Origin of the sequence: Enterococcus ureilyticus (genome assembly GCF_001730315.1) — a bacterium.
Taxonomy (GTDB): Bacteria; Bacillota; Bacilli; order Lactobacillales; family Enterococcaceae; genus Enterococcus_L; species Enterococcus_L ureilyticus.
The window spans coordinates 22030-39234 of the sequence record NZ_MIKC01000010.1; the positions used below are offsets into that span (position 1 = coordinate 22030).

The 17205-nt window shown below is 36.4% G+C and carries 15 protein-coding genes; 10 read left to right on the forward strand and 5 right to left on the reverse strand.

Annotation, left to right across the window (positions count from 1 at the left end):
- Window positions 1-47: 47 nt before the first annotated feature.
- Both BCR24_RS06060 and BCR24_RS06065 read left to right on the forward strand, forming a co-directional pair.
- Window positions 48-1577: an ABC transporter permease gene (locus BCR24_RS06060; protein ID WP_069639674.1), complete on the forward strand. Its 1530-nt coding sequence runs from the start codon at window positions 48-50 to the stop codon at window positions 1575-1577.
- A 15-nt stretch (window positions 1578-1592) separates the two neighbouring features.
- On the forward strand, window positions 1593-2252 hold the full coding sequence (locus BCR24_RS06065) for an ABC transporter ATP-binding protein (protein ID WP_069639675.1): 660 nt from the start codon (window positions 1593-1595) through the stop codon (window positions 2250-2252).
- 54 nt (window positions 2253-2306) lie between these two features.
- Here BCR24_RS06065 and BCR24_RS06070 read toward each other — a convergent pair whose 3' ends face one another.
- The 3 genes from BCR24_RS06070 to ccpN are packed head-to-tail and all read right to left on the reverse strand — an operon-like array spanning window position 2307 to window position 5714.
- Window positions 2307-4199: a fructose-bisphosphatase class III gene (locus BCR24_RS06070; protein WP_069639676.1), complete on the reverse strand. Its 1893-nt coding sequence runs from the start codon at window positions 4197-4199 to the stop codon at window positions 2307-2309.
- 15 nt (window positions 4200-4214) lie between these two features.
- Window positions 4215-5027 carry a pyruvate, water dikinase regulatory protein gene (locus tag BCR24_RS06075; RefSeq protein ID WP_069639677.1) on the reverse strand — a complete coding sequence of 271 codons (813 nt, stop codon included), beginning with the start codon at window positions 5025-5027 and terminating at the stop codon, window positions 4215-4217.
- Between the two features lie 51 nt (window positions 5028-5078).
- Window positions 5079-5714: a transcriptional regulator CcpN gene (gene ccpN / locus BCR24_RS06080; RefSeq protein ID WP_069639678.1), complete on the reverse strand. Its 636-nt coding sequence runs from the start codon at window positions 5712-5714 to the stop codon at window positions 5079-5081.
- A gap of 171 nt (window positions 5715-5885) precedes the next feature.
- Here ccpN and ppdK point away from each other — a divergent pair, with 171 nt between their 5' ends.
- The 6 genes from ppdK to BCR24_RS06110 all read left to right on the forward strand — a co-directional run bounded on the left by ppdK (window position 5886) and on the right by BCR24_RS06110 (window position 13015).
- Window positions 5886-8492 carry a pyruvate, phosphate dikinase gene (ppdK, locus tag BCR24_RS06085; protein WP_069639679.1) on the forward strand — a complete coding sequence of 869 codons (2607 nt, stop codon included), beginning with the start codon at window positions 5886-5888 and terminating at the stop codon, window positions 8490-8492.
- A gap of 156 nt (window positions 8493-8648) precedes the next feature.
- On the forward strand, window positions 8649-9740 hold the full coding sequence (locus BCR24_RS06090; RefSeq protein ID WP_069639680.1) for a serine hydrolase domain-containing protein: 1092 nt from the start codon (window positions 8649-8651) through the stop codon (window positions 9738-9740).
- Between the two features lie 90 nt (window positions 9741-9830).
- Complete coding sequence (lysA, locus tag BCR24_RS06095; protein WP_069639681.1) at window positions 9831-11132, forward strand: diaminopimelate decarboxylase; 1302 nt, start codon at window positions 9831-9833, stop codon at window positions 11130-11132.
- Between the two features lie 185 nt (window positions 11133-11317).
- The gene (locus tag BCR24_RS06100) at window positions 11318-12286 is read left to right on the forward strand and encodes an alpha/beta hydrolase (protein WP_069639682.1); all 969 of its coding nucleotides are present in this window, start codon (window positions 11318-11320) and stop codon (window positions 12284-12286) included.
- Window positions 12287-12302: 16 nt separating this feature from the next.
- Window positions 12303-12671 carry an EamA family transporter gene (locus BCR24_RS06105; RefSeq protein ID WP_069639683.1) on the forward strand — a complete coding sequence of 123 codons (369 nt, stop codon included), beginning with the start codon at window positions 12303-12305 and terminating at the stop codon, window positions 12669-12671.
- Entirely contained in the window at window positions 12668-13015 is a 348-nt protein-coding gene (locus tag BCR24_RS06110; RefSeq protein ID WP_069639684.1) for an EamA family transporter, read from the forward strand. The genes BCR24_RS06105 and BCR24_RS06110 overlap by 4 nt, the downstream gene beginning before the upstream one ends.
- Window positions 13016-13349: 334 nt before the next feature.
- Here BCR24_RS06110 and BCR24_RS06115 read toward each other — a convergent pair whose 3' ends face one another.
- Together BCR24_RS06115 and BCR24_RS06120 are read right to left on the reverse strand one after the other, a co-directional pair.
- Window positions 13350-13691 (reverse strand): metal-sulfur cluster assembly factor, encoded by a 342-nt coding sequence (locus BCR24_RS06115; protein ID WP_069639685.1) that lies wholly within the window; start codon window positions 13689-13691, stop codon window positions 13350-13352.
- Window positions 13692-13875: 184 nt separating this feature from the next.
- Window positions 13876-14445, reverse strand: coding sequence for a helix-turn-helix domain-containing protein (locus BCR24_RS06120; RefSeq protein WP_069639686.1), 570 nt, complete (start codon window positions 14443-14445; stop codon window positions 13876-13878).
- 289 nt (window positions 14446-14734) lie between these two features.
- Here BCR24_RS06120 and BCR24_RS06125 point away from each other — a divergent pair, with 289 nt between their 5' ends.
- Both BCR24_RS06125 and BCR24_RS06130 read left to right on the forward strand, forming a co-directional pair.
- Window positions 14735-15799, forward strand: coding sequence for a dipeptide epimerase (locus BCR24_RS06125; protein WP_069639709.1), 1065 nt, complete (start codon window positions 14735-14737; stop codon window positions 15797-15799).
- A 16-nt stretch (window positions 15800-15815) separates the two neighbouring features.
- Window positions 15816-17186 (forward strand): transglutaminase domain-containing protein, encoded by a 1371-nt coding sequence (locus BCR24_RS06130; RefSeq protein ID WP_069639687.1) that lies wholly within the window; start codon window positions 15816-15818, stop codon window positions 17184-17186.
- Window positions 17187-17205 lie beyond the last annotated feature (19 nt).

Here is a 17205-nt window from a genome sequence, read left to right on the forward strand (position 1 = left end):
GAACAATAAAATGAGTCCGTTGCGTTTTTTATTTAAGGAGGAATTATATGAATTTTATCAAACGAGCAGCATTAAGTATGAAAGCTAAAAAGGGACGAACATTTTTATTATGTGCTGTTTTTTCAGCGATTTTAATTTTTGTTTTAGCTGGATTAACCATTCAAAGCGCTGCAATCACTGCAACAGAAAATGCCAAGAAAAGTGTTGGTGCCAGTGTCACGCTATCGGCGAATCGTGAAGCTGCGATGAAGAAAAGTCAAGACAGCATTACCAGTACAAAACCAGATCCAGGTAGTTTTAGTTTGACGCCAGTTTCATTAGCAGATGCGCAAAAAATCGCTGCTTTAGACAATGTGAAATCCTATTCATTTTTAGCCTCTTCATCGGCTGGAGCAGGTGATGGGATCACACCGATTTCAACTGATTCGGAAAGTGAGACGACAACTTCTTCAACAAGTAATAATGAACAAGCTGTTAATGAAGGGGAGGAACAAGCTCGAGGTGATGGACAAATGGGCGGTGGACCGATGGCTATGCAGCAGCAAAGCGATTTTCAAGTAAGTGGCGTAATGGATTTGTCGATGTTGAGTGATTTTTCAGACGGCATTGCTGAAATCACAAGTGGTGAAGCAATCAGTGAGGCTGATGTGGAGACAAATAATGTCGTTATTGAGCAAACCCTTGCTGAGGCAAATGAATTAAACGTTGGCGATACATTTAAACTGACAGATCCCGAAGATGAGACGAAAACTTATGAATTAACGATCAAAGGAATTTATAAGACATCTGAAAACGGAGACAGCATGGGGATGCAGTTCAATTTCTTGAATCCAGCGAACACCTTATATACATCATATACCTTTGCAAATACCTTAAAAGGAGATGACGCAACAGGAACGATTGATTCAGCAAGCTACACACTTAGTGATCCAAAAGCAATGGACACCTTTGTTGCCTCTGCTGAAAAGCTGATTGATACAGACAGCTTTAGTTTGCAAACTAACGATCAAGCCTATCAACAAATGCTACAACCTTTGAATAATGTTGCAAGTTTTGCTAAAAATATTGTGATTTTAGTCGCGGTCGCGGGAGTAATTATTTTAACTCTGATCGTCATGATGACAATTAGAGAAAGGCGATATGAAATTGGTGTATTATTATCACTTGGAGAATCACGCTTTAAAGTTGTCTTACAATTTTTCAGTGAGATCATTATTTGTATGGTTGTTGCTTTAGTCATTGCAACATTTAGTGGGAATATTGTCGGAAATGTTGTCGGTGAACAATTGATCAACCAACAATCTCAAAATGCTCAACAAACGGAAACGAATCAAGGTCAACCAGATAAAATGGGCGGTGACGGACAACAGCGCCAAGGCGGGCCAGGAGGAGCCATGGGTCGAATCGGAGCAAGCTCTGTTGAAGCAGCAGAAGCGATCCAAGAGTTAAATATTTCTGTACAACCAAAAGAAATCGCACTATTAGCAGGTTTAGGTATTCTAATCAGTTTCTTCTCGATAGTTTTATCTTCCGTTGGTATTTTGCGATTGCAACCAAAAAAAATCTTGACCACATAGAAAAGAGGAATTGCGATGTTACAAACACAAGAAGTAGGCTATTGGTATAAAAATGAAGACGAATTTCTTTATAAAAATGTGAATTTAACGTTTCAGCGAGGAAAAATGTACGCTATTTTAGGAGCGAGTGGTTCTGGCAAGACGACATTTCTTTCTTTAATTGCAGGACTAGACTTGCCAAAGGCTGGAGAGATCCTTTACAATGAAGAATCCTTGAAAAAAATTGGTCTTAGAAATTATCGTAAAAACGATGTCTCGATTATTTTCCAAGCGTATAATTTACTCCCTTACATGTCAGCGCTGGATAATGTTTTAACAGCTATGTCAATATCAAGTTCAAAACAGGCTGATAAAAAGACCTATGCTCTAGAAAATTTAGCGAATGTTGGGATTGATGAGGTCCTTGCCACTAAGAATGTGACCCAGCTTTCTGGTGGACAACAACAACGTGTGGCAATTGTTAGAGCGTTATGTTGTGACCATGAACTGATTGTAGCCGATGAACCTACCGGGAATTTAGATGAGAAAACATCCAAAGAAATCGTTCAGTTGTTCCAAAAAGTGGCACATGAACAACAAAAATGCATAATTATTGTGACCCATGAACAAGAAGTAGCGAATGCTTGTGATGCGGTTTATGAACTAAAGAATCAACGATTTGAACTGGTTAAGTAAAAAGGAAAAACGTGGAACAAAACTGTACTTTAGTTTTGTTTCACGTTTTTTTAGTTAAAAAGCTGATTGACCAGAATGTTTCAATTGATTGTTTAGCTGCTGGGTTTCTTTGATCAAAGTATGACCAATCGTTGTATCTTTGACCTTTAAACGTTCAATTTTCCGGTCAACGATTTGGCGGGTAGAAATAATATCATCATTTTTTTCGATGGCAGTTTCTTGATCAGAGAAGGGTTTATGGGCGGCTAACTGCATTCCAAAAGAATTATATAAAAGTGTATAACCGCCAATTCCAGTGACTTTTTGATAAGCTTTTGAAAAACCGCCATCAATAACGATCATTTTGCCGTCAGCTTTGATTGGTGATTCGCCTTTGATTTGTTTTACAGGAGTATGGCCGTTGATAATGTGGCTATCAGGTTCATTAAGCCCGAAAGCTTTTAAGATATTTTGGCATACTTGAGGATCATTTCTTAATGAGTAATAAGCATTTTTTTCTTCCACGTGGGTTTGACATTCTTCAATAAAATAGCGCTCGAATGTTTTCATTGCTTTTTTTCCAAAGAGTGATGAACGCTCACCACACCATAAGTACCAAACGAGATCTGTTGAAAAATCTTCGGTTAACCATGGTTTTGAAAAGGCCTGCTGAATATTCGTTTCAAAAAAATCTAGTAACGCTTTACCCGCATACTTATTTTTGTTAAAGCTAATTTCTTGAAATGATCCATCATCATTAAGAGGAATACAGCCATGAATCAATAAATTGTGGTTATAAGACAGATACAATGCGCCTTTTTCCATAAGAAAAGTCATGTGCTGTTTTAATTTTGGGGAATTTTGAAACTGCTCCAATAAATCACTGATGACCAATTCTTCTTCTGCTGATAATTGACAAGGCTGCTTCCAGTCAACTGTTTGAAAACAGGTATTGACTAACTGATAAGCTTGACCATCGATCATAAGCTGATTTTCATGAATCTTGTCTAATAATAATCGATGGTCCATTTGAAATTCGGGACGGCGCTGAATTAATTGTCCTTCTAATTTTTCTTGGATCATTGCCATCGCCTGCTGGATTTTCATTGCATCTGTGCTTTCTAGAGTTGTAAGTTCTCTGTAAGGATTTTTTTTAGGGAAAAAATCCTTATTTTCCTGATAGATTTTACGGCTAAATGATTTTAGTAACTGTAAATCAATACCGTAGGCCTCTTCCAAGAGGTCTAAGTTGCCATAACGGGCACAAATTCGTAATACATTCGCTAAACAAGCTTTAGAGCCGCTGACAGCGCCAAGCCAAATGATATCGTGATTGCCCCATTGAATATCAAGTGAGTGGTAGTCGAGCAAAGAATCCATTATTTTATCAGGGTGAGGTCCTCGATCATAGATATCTCCAATCACGTGAAGATGGTCGATCACAAAACGTTGCGTTAAATAAGACAAGTCGGCTATAAAACGTTCAGCTTCTCCAAGTTCGATGATTTTTTGAATGATTTGTCGATAATAGGCTTTTTTATCTGTGGTTTCATCGTATTGATAAATCAATTCTTCTAAAATATAGGCGTAAGTTTGTGGTAATGCTTTACGGACTTTAGAACGTGTATATTTACTTGATGCAAATCGGACAATGATCAGTAACTGTTCAATCGTTTCAAACCACCAATTTTGCGGTAAACTTTGCGCCTTCTTTAATGACTGTATCTTTGCTTCTGGATAATAGATTAAAAAGCAGAGTTCATCTATTTTGTCTTGAGAAAGTTCTTGACTGAACAGCGTACTTACTTTGTCACGAATACTTCCTGAGCCATTTCTCAAGATATGATTGAAGGCGGCAAACTCACCATGAAGATCACTGATGAAATGTTCCGTTCCTTTTGGTAAATTTAAAATAGCTTCTAAATTAATAATTTCGGCAATCAGCTCATTTGAGTGAAGATTACTCATCAAGAGGACTCCTTACTATTGGTTTTGTGCCAAATCTTCGATTATTGTTGTCGTTTCTTCAATTGATTTTTTATCAACATTGATTACTAGGGCATTATATTTTTCAAAGATTCGATTAGCATAATCTAGCTCTTCTTGGATACGCTGCGCGTTTGTATAAGCAGAATCTTCTTTCAATCCCAGTGAATGTAAACGCGATTTGCGAATGCCCATCAAGCTATCAATACTGGTTGTTAATCCGATGATTTTCTTTGGATCGATCTGGTCTAGTTCTGCAGGTAAAGCAACTTCTGGAATCAAAGGTAAATTAGCTACTTTATGATTGCGATTGGCCATATACATACTTAATGGCGTTTTGGATGTACGTGAAACACCTAATAAGACATAATCAGCGTCCAAGAACCCTTTTGCATCTTTTCCATCGTCATATCTTACGGCAAACTCAATTGCAGAAACGCGGCTAAAATACTGTTCGTTTAGCTTGTGAATAGCACCTGGTTCTTGCAAAGGCTGAACCCCAAAAGTTCCCTCAACAATTTCACTTAAAGGACTCATGTAATCAACAAATTGTAATCCAGTTCGAGTAGCGAAATCTTTCACTAAATTGACTAGTTTTTTGTTGACTAGCGTTGTAACAACGATTGCTTTATCGTGAAGGGCATCTTTTAGAATCGGCTGTAATAATTCTTCATCTGTAATAAATGGGAATCGTTGAATATCGCTCATATCAATGCTCGGATATTGAGCTGAGACAGCAGAAATGATTTTTTGTGCGGTTTCTCCAACTGAATCTGAGACTAAATAAATTTTAATTTTATCCTTTTGCATGAATACACTCTCCTAATTTTTAAAGGTTCGGTTGTTTGATCCGTTTTTTGATTAATAATTTTCCTTTTCAATATCATTGCCTGCATTGATAAAATAGGCCATCATTCTCGTTTTTGTGACTTTTCCAATCACTTTTTTTGGTTGATCAAGTGTAACAACGGGCAAGGTATCAATACTATGCTGCATCAATAAGCCGCCAGCTTCTAAAATCGTACGATCACGAGTGATGGTGATGATGTTGGGCATACGACTCATGATCATGGCTACTGGTGTTTTTTCAGTATTTGGATTACTGATAGCTGCTCGAAGCAAATCCTTGCGAGAAAGGATACCATTCAACTCATCATTGTCATCTTTGACGTATAAAGAACCAACATCATACATGAATAAATTGGTTACAGCATCATAAACTGTCGTACTTTGATGAATGAGGATAGGAGGTAACATGATGTCTTCCACCTTTTTTTTGTACAATTTTTCATAGAGTAAGGGTTCAATTGTTTGACCAGTATAAAAATAACCGACTTTTGGTCTAGCATCAAGCAAACCAGTCATCGTCAAAATAGCTAAATCACTGCGCAAGGTCGCCCGACTCAATCCTAGTATTTTTGCAATATTATCACCACTGATCGGTTCATTCTCCTTAACGATTTTGATGATTTCTAATTGCCTTGAGGTAAGTTTCATTTTATTGACCTACTTTCTAAATGTGACACACTAATTATTATATATTTCTTATAAAAATAAAGCAACCATAAAAATAAGATACACTAATAATGATTGACAACAAATGTGATACACAATATAATGATTTTTATACAAATGTGATACACTATTAGAGAGAAGGAGAGTTTGCGAGTGAAATATGTGATTGATTTTTTAGAAGGAAGTAAAGAACAAGCTGATTTGTTAGGAGGTAAAGGAGCAAATTTAGCGGAGATGACGAAATTGAAATTACCTGTTCCTACTGGTTTTACAATCACAACAGAAGCATGTTTAGCTTATTTAAAAGAAAAAGAGCAGGTCTTAAAGGAACTGAATGAAGAGATTCAAGTGCATATTCATAGTATGGAAAAAAGCACGGCAAAAAAATTTGGAAATGTCGCTGATCCATTATTAGTTTCAGTAAGAAGCGGATCCAAATTTTCAATGCCTGGCATGATGGATACTATTTTGAATTTAGGGTTAAATGATGAGACGGTGCTTGGTCTGGCTAAAAAGACTAGTGATGAACGTTTTGCATACGATTGTTATAGGAGATTGTTGCAAATGTTTGGTGATGTTGTTTGTGGTATTGATAAAAATCGTTTTGAAGAACAATTGGATTTTTATAAGTCAAAGAATAACTATCACTCGGATACAGAGATGCAAGCGGCTGATTGGCAAGAATTGGTAACGGTTTATAAAGATATATTTTTGGAAGTGATCCATCAACCGTTTCCGCAAGATCCATACGAGCAATTGACTCTAGCAGTTGAAGCTGTTTTTCGTTCGTGGAATAATCGCAGAGCTATCACTTATCGCCGTCTACATGATATTTCTGATTCACTAGGAACGGCGGTCAATATCCAAGAGATGGTCTTTGGTAACTTTGGGACTGATAGTGGAACAGGGGTAGCTTTTACAAGAAATCCTGCTACAGGTGATAAAGGAATTTTTGGAGAATTTTTACTCAATGCACAAGGGGAAGATGTTGTGGCAGGAGTAAGAACGCCACAACCAATCAGTCAACTTGAAACGTTGATGCCAGAAGTTTATCAAGAATTTTTGAAAATAAGTCATTTATTGGAATGTCATTATAAGGATATGCAAGATATTGAGTTTACGATCGAAAATCGAAAATTATATATTTTACAGACGCGAAATGGTAAGCGGACGGCCAAATCTGCGTTTAAGGTTTGTATTCAATTAGTAGAAGAAGGAATTATTTCTAAAAAAGAAGCAATTCAGCGAATTAATCCAACAATGGTGACGCAATTACTCCATCCGGTTTTTGAACCAGATGAATTAGAAAAAGCGACTATTTTTGCGAAAGGTCTGCCAGCAAGTCCAGGTGCTGCTAGTGGAAACATTTATTTTACAGCTGAAGGGGCAAAAAAAGCGAGTGAACAAGGAGAAAAGGTCATCCTAATTCGGCAAGAAACCTCACCAGAAGATATTGAAGGGATGGTAGTGAGTGAAGCAATCGTCACTTCTAGAGGTGGTATGACATCGCATGCTGCAGTAGTCGCTCGTGGGATGGGCGTTTGTTGTGTTGCCGGTTGTGAAGAAATATATGTTGATGAATTTCTAGAGCAAGCCACAGCAGGAAATGTTATTTTACGTCAAGGAGAGATGATTTCTGTCGATGGAACAACAGGAACCATTTATAGAGGTAGTATTCCCTATGTTGAAGGTGATGAATGGCAGTTGCTAGAAACGATCACGGATTGGGCAAAAGAAGAAGCCAGTATTGGTGTGAAAGCAAATGCAGAAACACCCGCAGATATTAAAACTGCGCTAAAATTAGGAGCCGAAGGAATTGGCTTGGCGAGAACAGAGCATATGTTTTTTGGTGAAAAGCGAATATTCGAAATGCGCAAAATGATTTTGGCGGAAAATGAAGAATCACTAATGAAACCGTTAAATAACCTAAAAGAATTTCAAAAAGAAGATTTTCGGACGATGTTTACGTTATTAAAAGGCAAAGCTTGTACAATTCGTTTATTAGACCCACCCTTACATGAATTTTTACCACAGACGGAAGAAGAAATTGCCCATTTAGCCAGTGCGACACAACGAACAATAGAGGAAATCAATCATCGAATTGAAGAACTGCATGAACAAAACCCAATGCTTGGGCACCGTGGTTGTCGTTTGGCGGTTACCACACCACAAATATATGAGATGCAGGTAGCTGCTATTATTGAAAGTGCTTTGGAGATTTCTCAAAAAGAAACAGACAGCGTGATTGTTCCTGAAATCATGATTCCACTGATTGGCAGTCAAGCAGAGATGAAATGGCTAAGAGAACGTTTGGAGCAAACAGTTCAATCAATTTTTTCTAAAACAGGCCAAGCTATTGCTTATAAAATTGGTACGATGTTAGAAATTCCAAGAGCGTGTTTAACTGCAGAAAAAATTGCTGAAGTTGCTGACTTTTTTAGCTTCGGTACAAATGATTTAACGCAGTTGACGTATGGCTTTTCACGAGATGACTCTGGAAAATTTATCAGTGCGTATCAAGAAAAAAAATTGTTAAAAGAAGATCCCTTTCAACATATTGATGAAGACGGTGTAGGTATTCTAATGAAAATGGCTGTAGATAAAATAAGAAGTTATGATGCTACGATCAAAATTGGCGTTTGTGGAGAAGTAGGTGGAGATCCTCAATCGATTCGTTTCTTGAAAAAAATCGGTGTAGATTACATTTCATGTTCTCCCTATCGCATCCCATCTGCGATTTTAACAATTGCACAAGAATAGAAGCAACTCATTAATTCAACATTTTTTTTCATAGCTTAAAGAGCTGGAATATGACTTATTGAAGTCAGTTCCAGTTTTTCTATTTCTTAGTATTCTTTATTTCAGTCAGCTAATGCTATAATTTAGTGGAAGTAATTGGGAAAGGAAGAGATATTCGTGAATCGACTACGTAAACGAGTTCTTTTAATAAGCGTGTTCTGTTTACTTGTAGTGCTGGTAGGTGGTTGTTTCTTTTACAAAGAGTATCATTTAATTGAAACTAAACAGAGTAAACAAACGGAGACTGATACTACATCCAGTCGGCAAGAAACAATCGATCAAATCATCAATGATTCTCATTTTAAAGGGACGGTCCTATTGATTGACCAACAAACAAAATTCTATGAAAAAAGTTATGGCTATGCAGATGTGAAGAATAAGTATCCAAATAAAATTGAGGGGATTTTTCCTATTGCTTCATTACAAAAAATAATCACAGGAGCCATTATTTTAACATTAGTGAAAGACGGAAAGCTTGAATTAGATGCGACCTTAGATAAATTTTATCCGCAAATCGATTTTAGTCAAACGATTACGATCCGGCAATTACTCGATCATCGTTCAGGTATTTCGATGGTTGAAGAAGCACCAAAACAACTGTTGATTGACGAGGAAAGTCAGTTGGAGAATGCACTGGATACGTTGACTGTAACGCATAATAAAGAATTTGACTATACAAATGGGAACTATACTTTATTAGCTGGAATTATTGCCCAAATCACTGGACAATCATATGAAATGGTTGTAAAAAAAAGGGTGATCGATCCATTATCATTGACTCAAACTTATTTTTGGGATCAGTTACCGACGGATGAAATAACTCCGCAGCCTTATTTTTATACAGGGCAAGATTATCAAGACGATCCTTATCCAGCAAGCAAAAAATTATTTTCTAGCTTATTGGGTGCTGGTAATTTATATATGTCAGCGGAAGATTTTTGGCTAGTTATACAAGGCTTAGCCGACGGTCGACTTTTCCAACAAAGAGAGTATGAACAACTTGCTGATATCGATCAAGAAGGATATCGGGCAGGGCTAATTTATTTTGATGATTTAAAATATTCTCAAGGAAGTCTTGGTGGGTACGAAACGGCCGTGTATGGTGATCAGGATAATCAAAAACTAGTGATTCTTTTTGCAAATCAGCCAGCTTTTGATGGCATGAGAAAGCTAAGCGAAAAGTTATATGAGCATTTGTCACAAATTTGAATGGTTCGTTATAAAAAAATGGAAAATAGATAGGAAGTTTTTCATTTTTGTGCTATTATTTTTAATAAATCTGTTGAAGAAGGTGAAGAGATGCCACTATTATTTGGAACGGCAAAATTTAATGAACAAGAACATTTAACAATCGGTGGATGTGATACCGTTGTTTTAGCTGAAAAATACGGAACACCGTTATTTGTTTATGATGTTGCCCATATTCGTGAACGCGCTCGAGGATTTAAACAAACATTCAATTCTTTAGGCGTAAAAAATAAGGTGATTTATGCCAGCAAAGCTTTTTGTTGCTTGGCTATGTACAAACTTTTAGAAGAAGAAGAATTAGGTTGTGACGTGGTTTCTGGTGGAGAACTCTATACGGCAATCAAAGGTGGGATGTCTCCTGAAAATATTGAATTCCATGGAAACAATAAAACAAAAGAAGAACTAAGTTATGCAGTAGATCAAAATGTTGGGATGATCATCATTGATAACTTTTATGAGATCGATTTATTAAGTACTATTTTAAAAGAAAAAGGAAAGCAGCAAAAAGTGATGTTTCGTATTACACCTGGTGTGGATGCCGAAACCCATGAATATATCCTAACTGGACAGGTCGATTCAAAATTTGGTTTCGATGTTATGAGTGGACAAGCGACAGACGCGTTAGAAAAAATCTTAGCGGATGAGAATTTGTTACTAAAAGGAGCGCATTGTCATATTGGCTCACAAATTTTTTCTGCAGAAGGATTTTTGGCGGCTGTTGAGAAGATGTTGTTGATTTTGAATGATTGGAAAAAAACGTTTGGTTATACTGTAGATATTTTAAATATGGGTGGTGGTTTTGGTGTTCAGTACACTGAGGCTGATGATCCGCTAGAGCCAGAAGCGTTCGTCAAAGCAATTGTCAATGGCGTAAAAGGTCAATGTGAATTGTTGGATTATGCGTTTCCAGAAATTTGGATTGAGCCAGGTCGTAGTATTATTGCAGAAGCAGGAACTACGATTTATTCCATTGGATCGCAAAAAGTGATACCAGATGTCCGTCACTATGTTTCAGTAGATGGTGGTATGGGGGATAATATCCGACCAGCATTGTATGATGCTGTATATGATGGTTTTTTAGCTAATCGAATTAGTACAGAGGCGACCCAAGAAAGTAGAATTGTTGGGAAGTATTGTGAATCAGGTGATGTTCTAATCAAAAACATCGAGTTACCTCCAATGAATCCAGAAGATTTGTTTGCGATGACTAGTACCGGTGCCTATGGTTATTCAATGGCAAATAATTATAATCGTAATTTAAAACCAGCCGTTGTTTTCGTGGAAAATGGTCAAGACAAACTAGCCATTCGACGTGAAACATTTGAGGATCTGATTGCATTAGATTGTGAATAAATAGAGTATTTCTAAATCGTATAATGAAAACCAGCATACTGCAGATAATGCAGAGGCTGGTTTTTAATTTAGTCCCGCAGAAATCGAATTTTTTACTTTTTTGTTTTTGAGTACATTCATACTTTTTTTCTTAAATAAGAGTATACTTAAGAGAGAAATGAAAATAAAGAATCGAGGTGTCATTATTGAAGTGGATTGTGTTTGGTTTAGTGATTGTAGTGATTTTCATCGTTGCGGCTTCATTTTATGCGGCTAATTTTTTCTTGAGCGTAGCTCTTTTTAGAAACAATAAGTGGTATGACAAAACAGGTCACAAGATGATGAATCCAGATAATTTTAATAAAGGGACATCAAAGTATGACCTAACTGAAGAGCAGCAAAATCAACAAGGAGAATTTTTTTGGCAGCAAGAAGTAGCTAAAGATCATTGGTTGGAAATAGGTCGTGAAAAGCTATATAGTCGTTTGATCGTTTCCCATCCTGATAGCAAAAAATGGGTGATTTGTGTTCATGGTTATCGCTCATATGGTAAACGGGACATGGCTTTTGTTGCTTCAAAATTTTCTGATCAACAGTATAATATTTTAGTTCCGGACTTAAGAGCCCATGGTAAAAGTACAGGTAACGTGATCGGCATGGGGTGGTTAGATCGTTTAGATTTACTAAAATGGATTCAAGAAGTGATCACGATCGAACCATTGGCTGAAATCGTTCTATTTGGTGGGTCGATGGGCGCATCTACTGTGATGATGACAAGTGGGGAGAGACTACCTAAAAATGTCAAAGGATTAGTGGTTGATTGTGGGTATTCTTCGGTTTATAGTGAATTTGGCGTGATGCTGAGTTCGGCCTTCAAATTGCCTGCCTTTCCCATTTTGACTATTGCCAATCATTTAGCGAAAAGAAAAGTGGGCTATTCACTGAAAGAGGCGTCCTCAATTTCTCAACTGGCACAGAACAAATTACCGACGTTGTTTATTCATGGGACAGGAGATAAATTTGTCCCACATCAAATGCTCTATGAAAATATGGAAGCTACAAAAGGCGTAAAAGAAAGTTTGATAGTGGAACAGGCACCGCATTTGTCTTCGTTTATTTATGAACCAGATCACTATTTTGACACTGTTTTTGAATTTATTCATCGTTATTGTTAAGTGAGGAGGAAGTGGGATGGATGAAAGAAATAAACAACAGAAATTAAGTTTGGGTATTTTACTGATTTTGATTGCTGCAACATTAAGTAGTTTAGGTCAATTGGCATGGAAATTTGGCGCTGATGGAGTTGGGAGTTATGCAATTATACTCTATGCTATTGGTTTCGTAGCAGCAGGAGCAGGAATGTTTGTGATGATGGCCGCTTTTCGTTACGGTGAAGTTTCCATTTTACAGCCAATGATGAGCTTAGGTTTTGCACTGTCAATTGTTTTAGGGGCATTATTCCTAAATGAGAGCATTACGTGGTATAAATTGTTGGGAACAGGCTTCATCATTGTAGGCTCGATCCTTTTAGGAATCGAAGGGAATGAGGAAAAAATATGATCAATTATGCAGCGATTTTAACGATTTTGATCATTACGACTTTTTCGGGGAGTGCTGGGGCTTTAGCACTTAAAAAAGGGATGAATGATTTGCCTCAAATGAGTCTTAAGTTAGTATTGACTAATGCTTGGATTTATTTAGGGTCTTTCTTATATATTTTGAGTGCTGTGACGAATATTGTGTTATTGAAATTTTTAGATTATTCAATTGCGTTTCCGATGACGTCATTGACGTATGTTTGGACAGTTATTATTAGTTATTTTATTTTTAAAGAAAAGCTAAGTATTCGTAAAGTATTAGCGGTTGTGTTCATTATTATTGGTGTGTTTATCATCAGTCAATGAAGCGAGATATTGGTAATGAATTTGTTCTAGTTGTATTATAGAGATAGAAACAACAGGAGGGGTAACTATGACCGTCAAATCAAAAAGTATCGATAAAATCAAGTTAATTCAGGCCGTAACAACAATTGTTACTGGGATTATTATGTTAAATGCGGTACTAAAAGCAAACAAAAAATAAGTGATTACAGTAATATTTTTATCTAAAAATTTTATTCTTTAGAGTCAATCAGCTTGATCATGATAGCTAAAAATTAAAAAAAGCTTTCTAACAACTATTGTTGAGGTAGTTGTTAGAAAGCTTTTTGTTGTGTCTTAATAGGAATGTTAGATAGAATCAACGGATTCCTAATGCAATTCTTGCGTAGCGGCTCATCTTATCAGTTGTCCAGGCTGGATACCAAACAAGTTTTACTTCTGGATTTTTAACTTCTGGAATTTCTTTTAATGCTTCATGAATCTGTTCAGTAAGAACATCAGCTAGTGGACACCCCATCGTTGTAAGAGTCATTTTAATGACAGTATCACCAGTTTGTGCAAATTCTACTTCGTAAATCAATCCTAAATTTACGATATCAATACCAAGCTCCGGGTCAATTACCGTTTCTAGAGCTGTTAAAATCTGCTCTTTGATATCTTCAATCTCTTCAGCAGACCATTCTTGATTTGTTTCAGTCATTGTATCTACTCCTTTTTCTTAGTCGTCTGTTTTATCAATGCGCGCATATTTGCAAGAATAACACGACTCTTTTACAGTATGTTCTTTCCATATAATACCTTTTTTTAAATACTTTGTAAATGAGAATCTTTTTCAGTAAAGCAGGAACGATAAGCTGCTTAAGTCTGTAAACATAGGTAGAAAATCAAAATTGTAGAGTGAATAGCATCAATTCATTTTCAGTTGCATTGACGATATTATGTTGAGTAAATGCTTCTAAAAAGATTGCATCGCCTTCGTGTAAAGTAAGTACTTCATCTTTTAGTTCGATGGTGGCTTCACCTTTTAGAATGTAGTTGATTTCACAAAGATTATGAGCGATTTTTCTACCGCTAGATGATGATTGAGCATCAATTGAAATTTTTGAGATAACCATGTTATCCGTATGTACGGGTAAATTAAATAAAGTATCATAATAAGTAGAATTTGTATGCCATGGATTATAGATAGTACCTGAAGAGTTTCGAATTACTTTATAACCATTTTCAGTCGTTTCATCTTCGTGTTGGATAACTTGAGGGGCTTCATTTGCCAAAAGATAAGCGACAGTGACATTTAGTGCATCAGCGATTTTTCTTAATGCTTCCAGTGATGGGCGATTGATACCACGTTCGATTTGTGATAAAAAGCTAGCAGAGTAACCTGTTTTTTCTCCTAATTCAGTTAATGTAATCCTTTTTTCTTTTCGTAAATTCTTGATTTTTCTAAATTCCATCTATAGCCGTCCTTTGTTTAGAGTCCTTTTTTCATTCATATTATCTCGAATTCGTTACAAAATTACAAGCACTTAGATTTTAATGAAAAAAACCACAGTTAATTCTCATTAATATGTTGACAATTCCATAGAGGAAACTTAAAATTGGAACTAATAATTCAAAATCTTCAATAAAATTTAACTAGAAATTAAAAAAAGAACGTTTAATATTTCTTTGAGAATGATTTAAATATTAAAGAGTAATTAGAGATGCGAATGAAATATAATGATGACTACTGGGGGAAATATTTTGAAAATCACGAAAATTAATGTAGCGGCAAAAGCGGTAAAGTTAAAAGAACCAATTACGATTTCATTAGGAACGATCGAGCATTCAATGAGCGCAATCGTTGAAATCGAAACAGATGAAGGGATTGTTGGCTATGGTGAAGGCTCACCTGGAATCTTGATTACAGGTGAAACCTTAAAGGGGACAACTGAGTGTATTCAATTATTTGAAAAACAGTTACTAGGTACTGATCCTTTAGATATAGAAAAAGTTCACAACGTCATGAATTCTGTTGCAGCAATGGCGCCTTCTGCAAAGACTGCAATTGATATTGCTTGTTATGACTTACTTGGAAAAAAAGCTAACCTACCAGTGTATAAACTTTTAGGGGGATTTGATTCTGCGGTCAAAACAGATATGACGATCGGACTTGATACACCTGAGATCATGACTGAAAAGGCGAAATTGGCTGTTTCTCAAGGATTTGATACGTTGAAAATCAAAGTAGGAACGGGTTTTGCAGCGGATCTTGCACGAATTAAGGCGATTAGAGAAGCGATCGGTAGTCAAATAAATCTGCGATTAGATGCCAATCAAGGTTGGAAACCAAAAGAAGCTGTAAATACAATCAATCGTTTAGCAGAATATGGTATTGAGTTAGTTGAACAGCCGGTAGCCTATCATGATATTGAAGGGTTGACCTTTGTTACAAATCACGTATCAACGCCGATTATGTCTGATGAAAGTTGTTTTAATTCTAAAGATGCGCTGCGTTTGATCAAAGCACATGCTGTTGATTTTGTGAATATTAAACTAATGAAATGTGGTGGAATTCATGAAGCACTTAAAATCAATAGTATTTGTGAAGCAGCTGGAGTTGAGTGTATGATCGGTTGTATGGTTGAAGAAACCAACATTGGTGTAACTGCCGCAGCGCATTTGGCCGCCGCAACTAAAAATATTACAAGAGCTGATTTAGATGCAACTTTTGGATTGAATGAAGTCGCGATTCCAGGTGGTGTTGGCTTAGAACCGACCAGCTTGATTACGTTATCCGCAAAGGCAGGCTTAGGTTTGAGTAAATAAGAAAGGGGAATACAAGATGTATTATGAGTTAAACTATATGAGCGTACCGTTACCAGAAGACGTAATCAAATTAAAAAATTATGGGGATTTTGATGGTGCTGGGAAATTGATTGACTATCTACTTGAAAGTGAATTACCACAAGCTTTAAAAAAACGCTTAGAGATCGAACAAGATATTATTCGAATCGTTGGCATTAATGAATATCCATTTGACTTCGTCGAAGCAAATAAAATGATGAAGGAAACCTTTAAAGAGTATCAGGAGCAGGAACTAACTATTTTGAAGGAAACAGGAAAAGTTGATTGGCTCTATATAGATGGCAAGGTCCATTTCCAACGACGTTTCTTAATGAACCTGATCAAAACTCAAGCCGATTATGAAGCAAGATTGATCGTCAAAGAAGATAATGAGACAGATCGTCTACGCAAACAAGAGTTAACTCAAAATATTCAGCTAATGAAAGAACGTGGCTATCGGAAAGTAAAACTACATTTGAAAACAAGTATTCAAGTAAAAAAAGAATACGAACGACCAGGAGAAACAGTCAAGGTTTATTTACCATTGCCAAAAGACTGTAAACAAATTTCGGATATACAAATCATAAAGACAACACCTGAGGCAAGTTTTATTGCTCCTGAAAATGAAGCACAGCGTACTGTTTGTTTTGAAACAGTTTTACAAGAAGATCAAACTTTTTCAGTAGAATATAGCTATGTCAATCAAGTCGATTATGTTGATTTAGATCCGAACAAAGCCTCAGAGCTACAACCAGAATTCGAATTAAGCGAGCAACTTCCGCATATTCGCTTTACGCCGTACTTGGAACAAGTGTTAGCAGAGATTTTAGCAGGGGAGACTAATCCAATTATCAAAGCACGTAAAATCTATGACTTTATTACAACAAAAGTCAATTATTCGTTTATGCGGGAATATTTTACAATTGAGAACATATCGGAGTATGCTGCTGTCAATTTAAAGGGCGATTGCGGTGTTCAAGCAATCTTGTTTATCACCTTATGCCGAATGGCTAAAATTCCGGCAAAATGGCAATCAGGCCTATATGTGTCCCAATATTATACCGGCTGTCATGATTGGGCGCAATTTTATATTGCACCGTATGGTTGGCTTTTCGCAGATTTATCATTTGGCGGCGGTGCTCGTAGAAATGGTGATTTAGATCGTTGGAATTATTATTTTGGTAATTTAGATATTTTTAGAATGCCAGCAAATAGTGAAATTCAAACCGATTTTAATCCACCAAAACAATCTCTCAGAGCTGATCCCATCGACAATCAGCGGGGAGAATTCGAATATGAGAACCAAGGACTTCCATATGCCTATTTGGATGTAAAACAAGAGTTAGTTGCGATGGAAGAACTTGTCTAATAAATAAAAATGAAGGAAA

Bases quoted from the DNA above. Each gene is read 5' to 3' on its own strand.
- BCR24_RS06060 (WP_069639674.1), top strand. From the start codon at position 48: ATGAATTTTATCAAACGAGCAGCATTAAGTATGAAAGCTAAAAAGGGA.
- BCR24_RS06065 (WP_069639675.1), top strand. From the start codon at position 1,593: ATGTTACAAACACAAGAAGTAGGCTATTGGTATAAAAATGAAGACGAA.
- BCR24_RS06070 (WP_069639676.1), bottom strand. From the start codon at position 4,199: ATGAGTAATCTTCACTCAAATGAGCTGATTGCCGAAATTATTAATTTA.
- BCR24_RS06075 (WP_069639677.1), bottom strand. From the start codon at position 5,027: ATGCAAAAGGATAAAATTAAAATTTATTTAGTCTCAGATTCAGTTGGA.
- ccpN (WP_069639678.1), bottom strand. From the start codon at position 5,714: ATGAAACTTACCTCAAGGCAATTAGAAATCATCAAAATCGTTAAGGAG.
- lysA (WP_069639681.1), top strand. From the start codon at position 9,831: ATGCCACTATTATTTGGAACGGCAAAATTTAATGAACAAGAACATTTA.
- BCR24_RS06105 (WP_069639683.1), top strand. From the start codon at position 12,303: ATGGATGAAAGAAATAAACAACAGAAATTAAGTTTGGGTATTTTACTG.
- BCR24_RS06110 (WP_069639684.1), top strand. From the start codon at position 12,668: ATGATCAATTATGCAGCGATTTTAACGATTTTGATCATTACGACTTTT.
- BCR24_RS06115 (WP_069639685.1), bottom strand. From the start codon at position 13,691: ATGACTGAAACAAATCAAGAATGGTCTGCTGAAGAGATTGAAGATATC.
- BCR24_RS06120 (WP_069639686.1), bottom strand. From the start codon at position 14,445: ATGGAATTTAGAAAAATCAAGAATTTACGAAAAGAAAAAAGGATTACA.
- BCR24_RS06130 (WP_069639687.1), top strand. From the start codon at position 15,816: ATGTATTATGAGTTAAACTATATGAGCGTACCGTTACCAGAAGACGTA.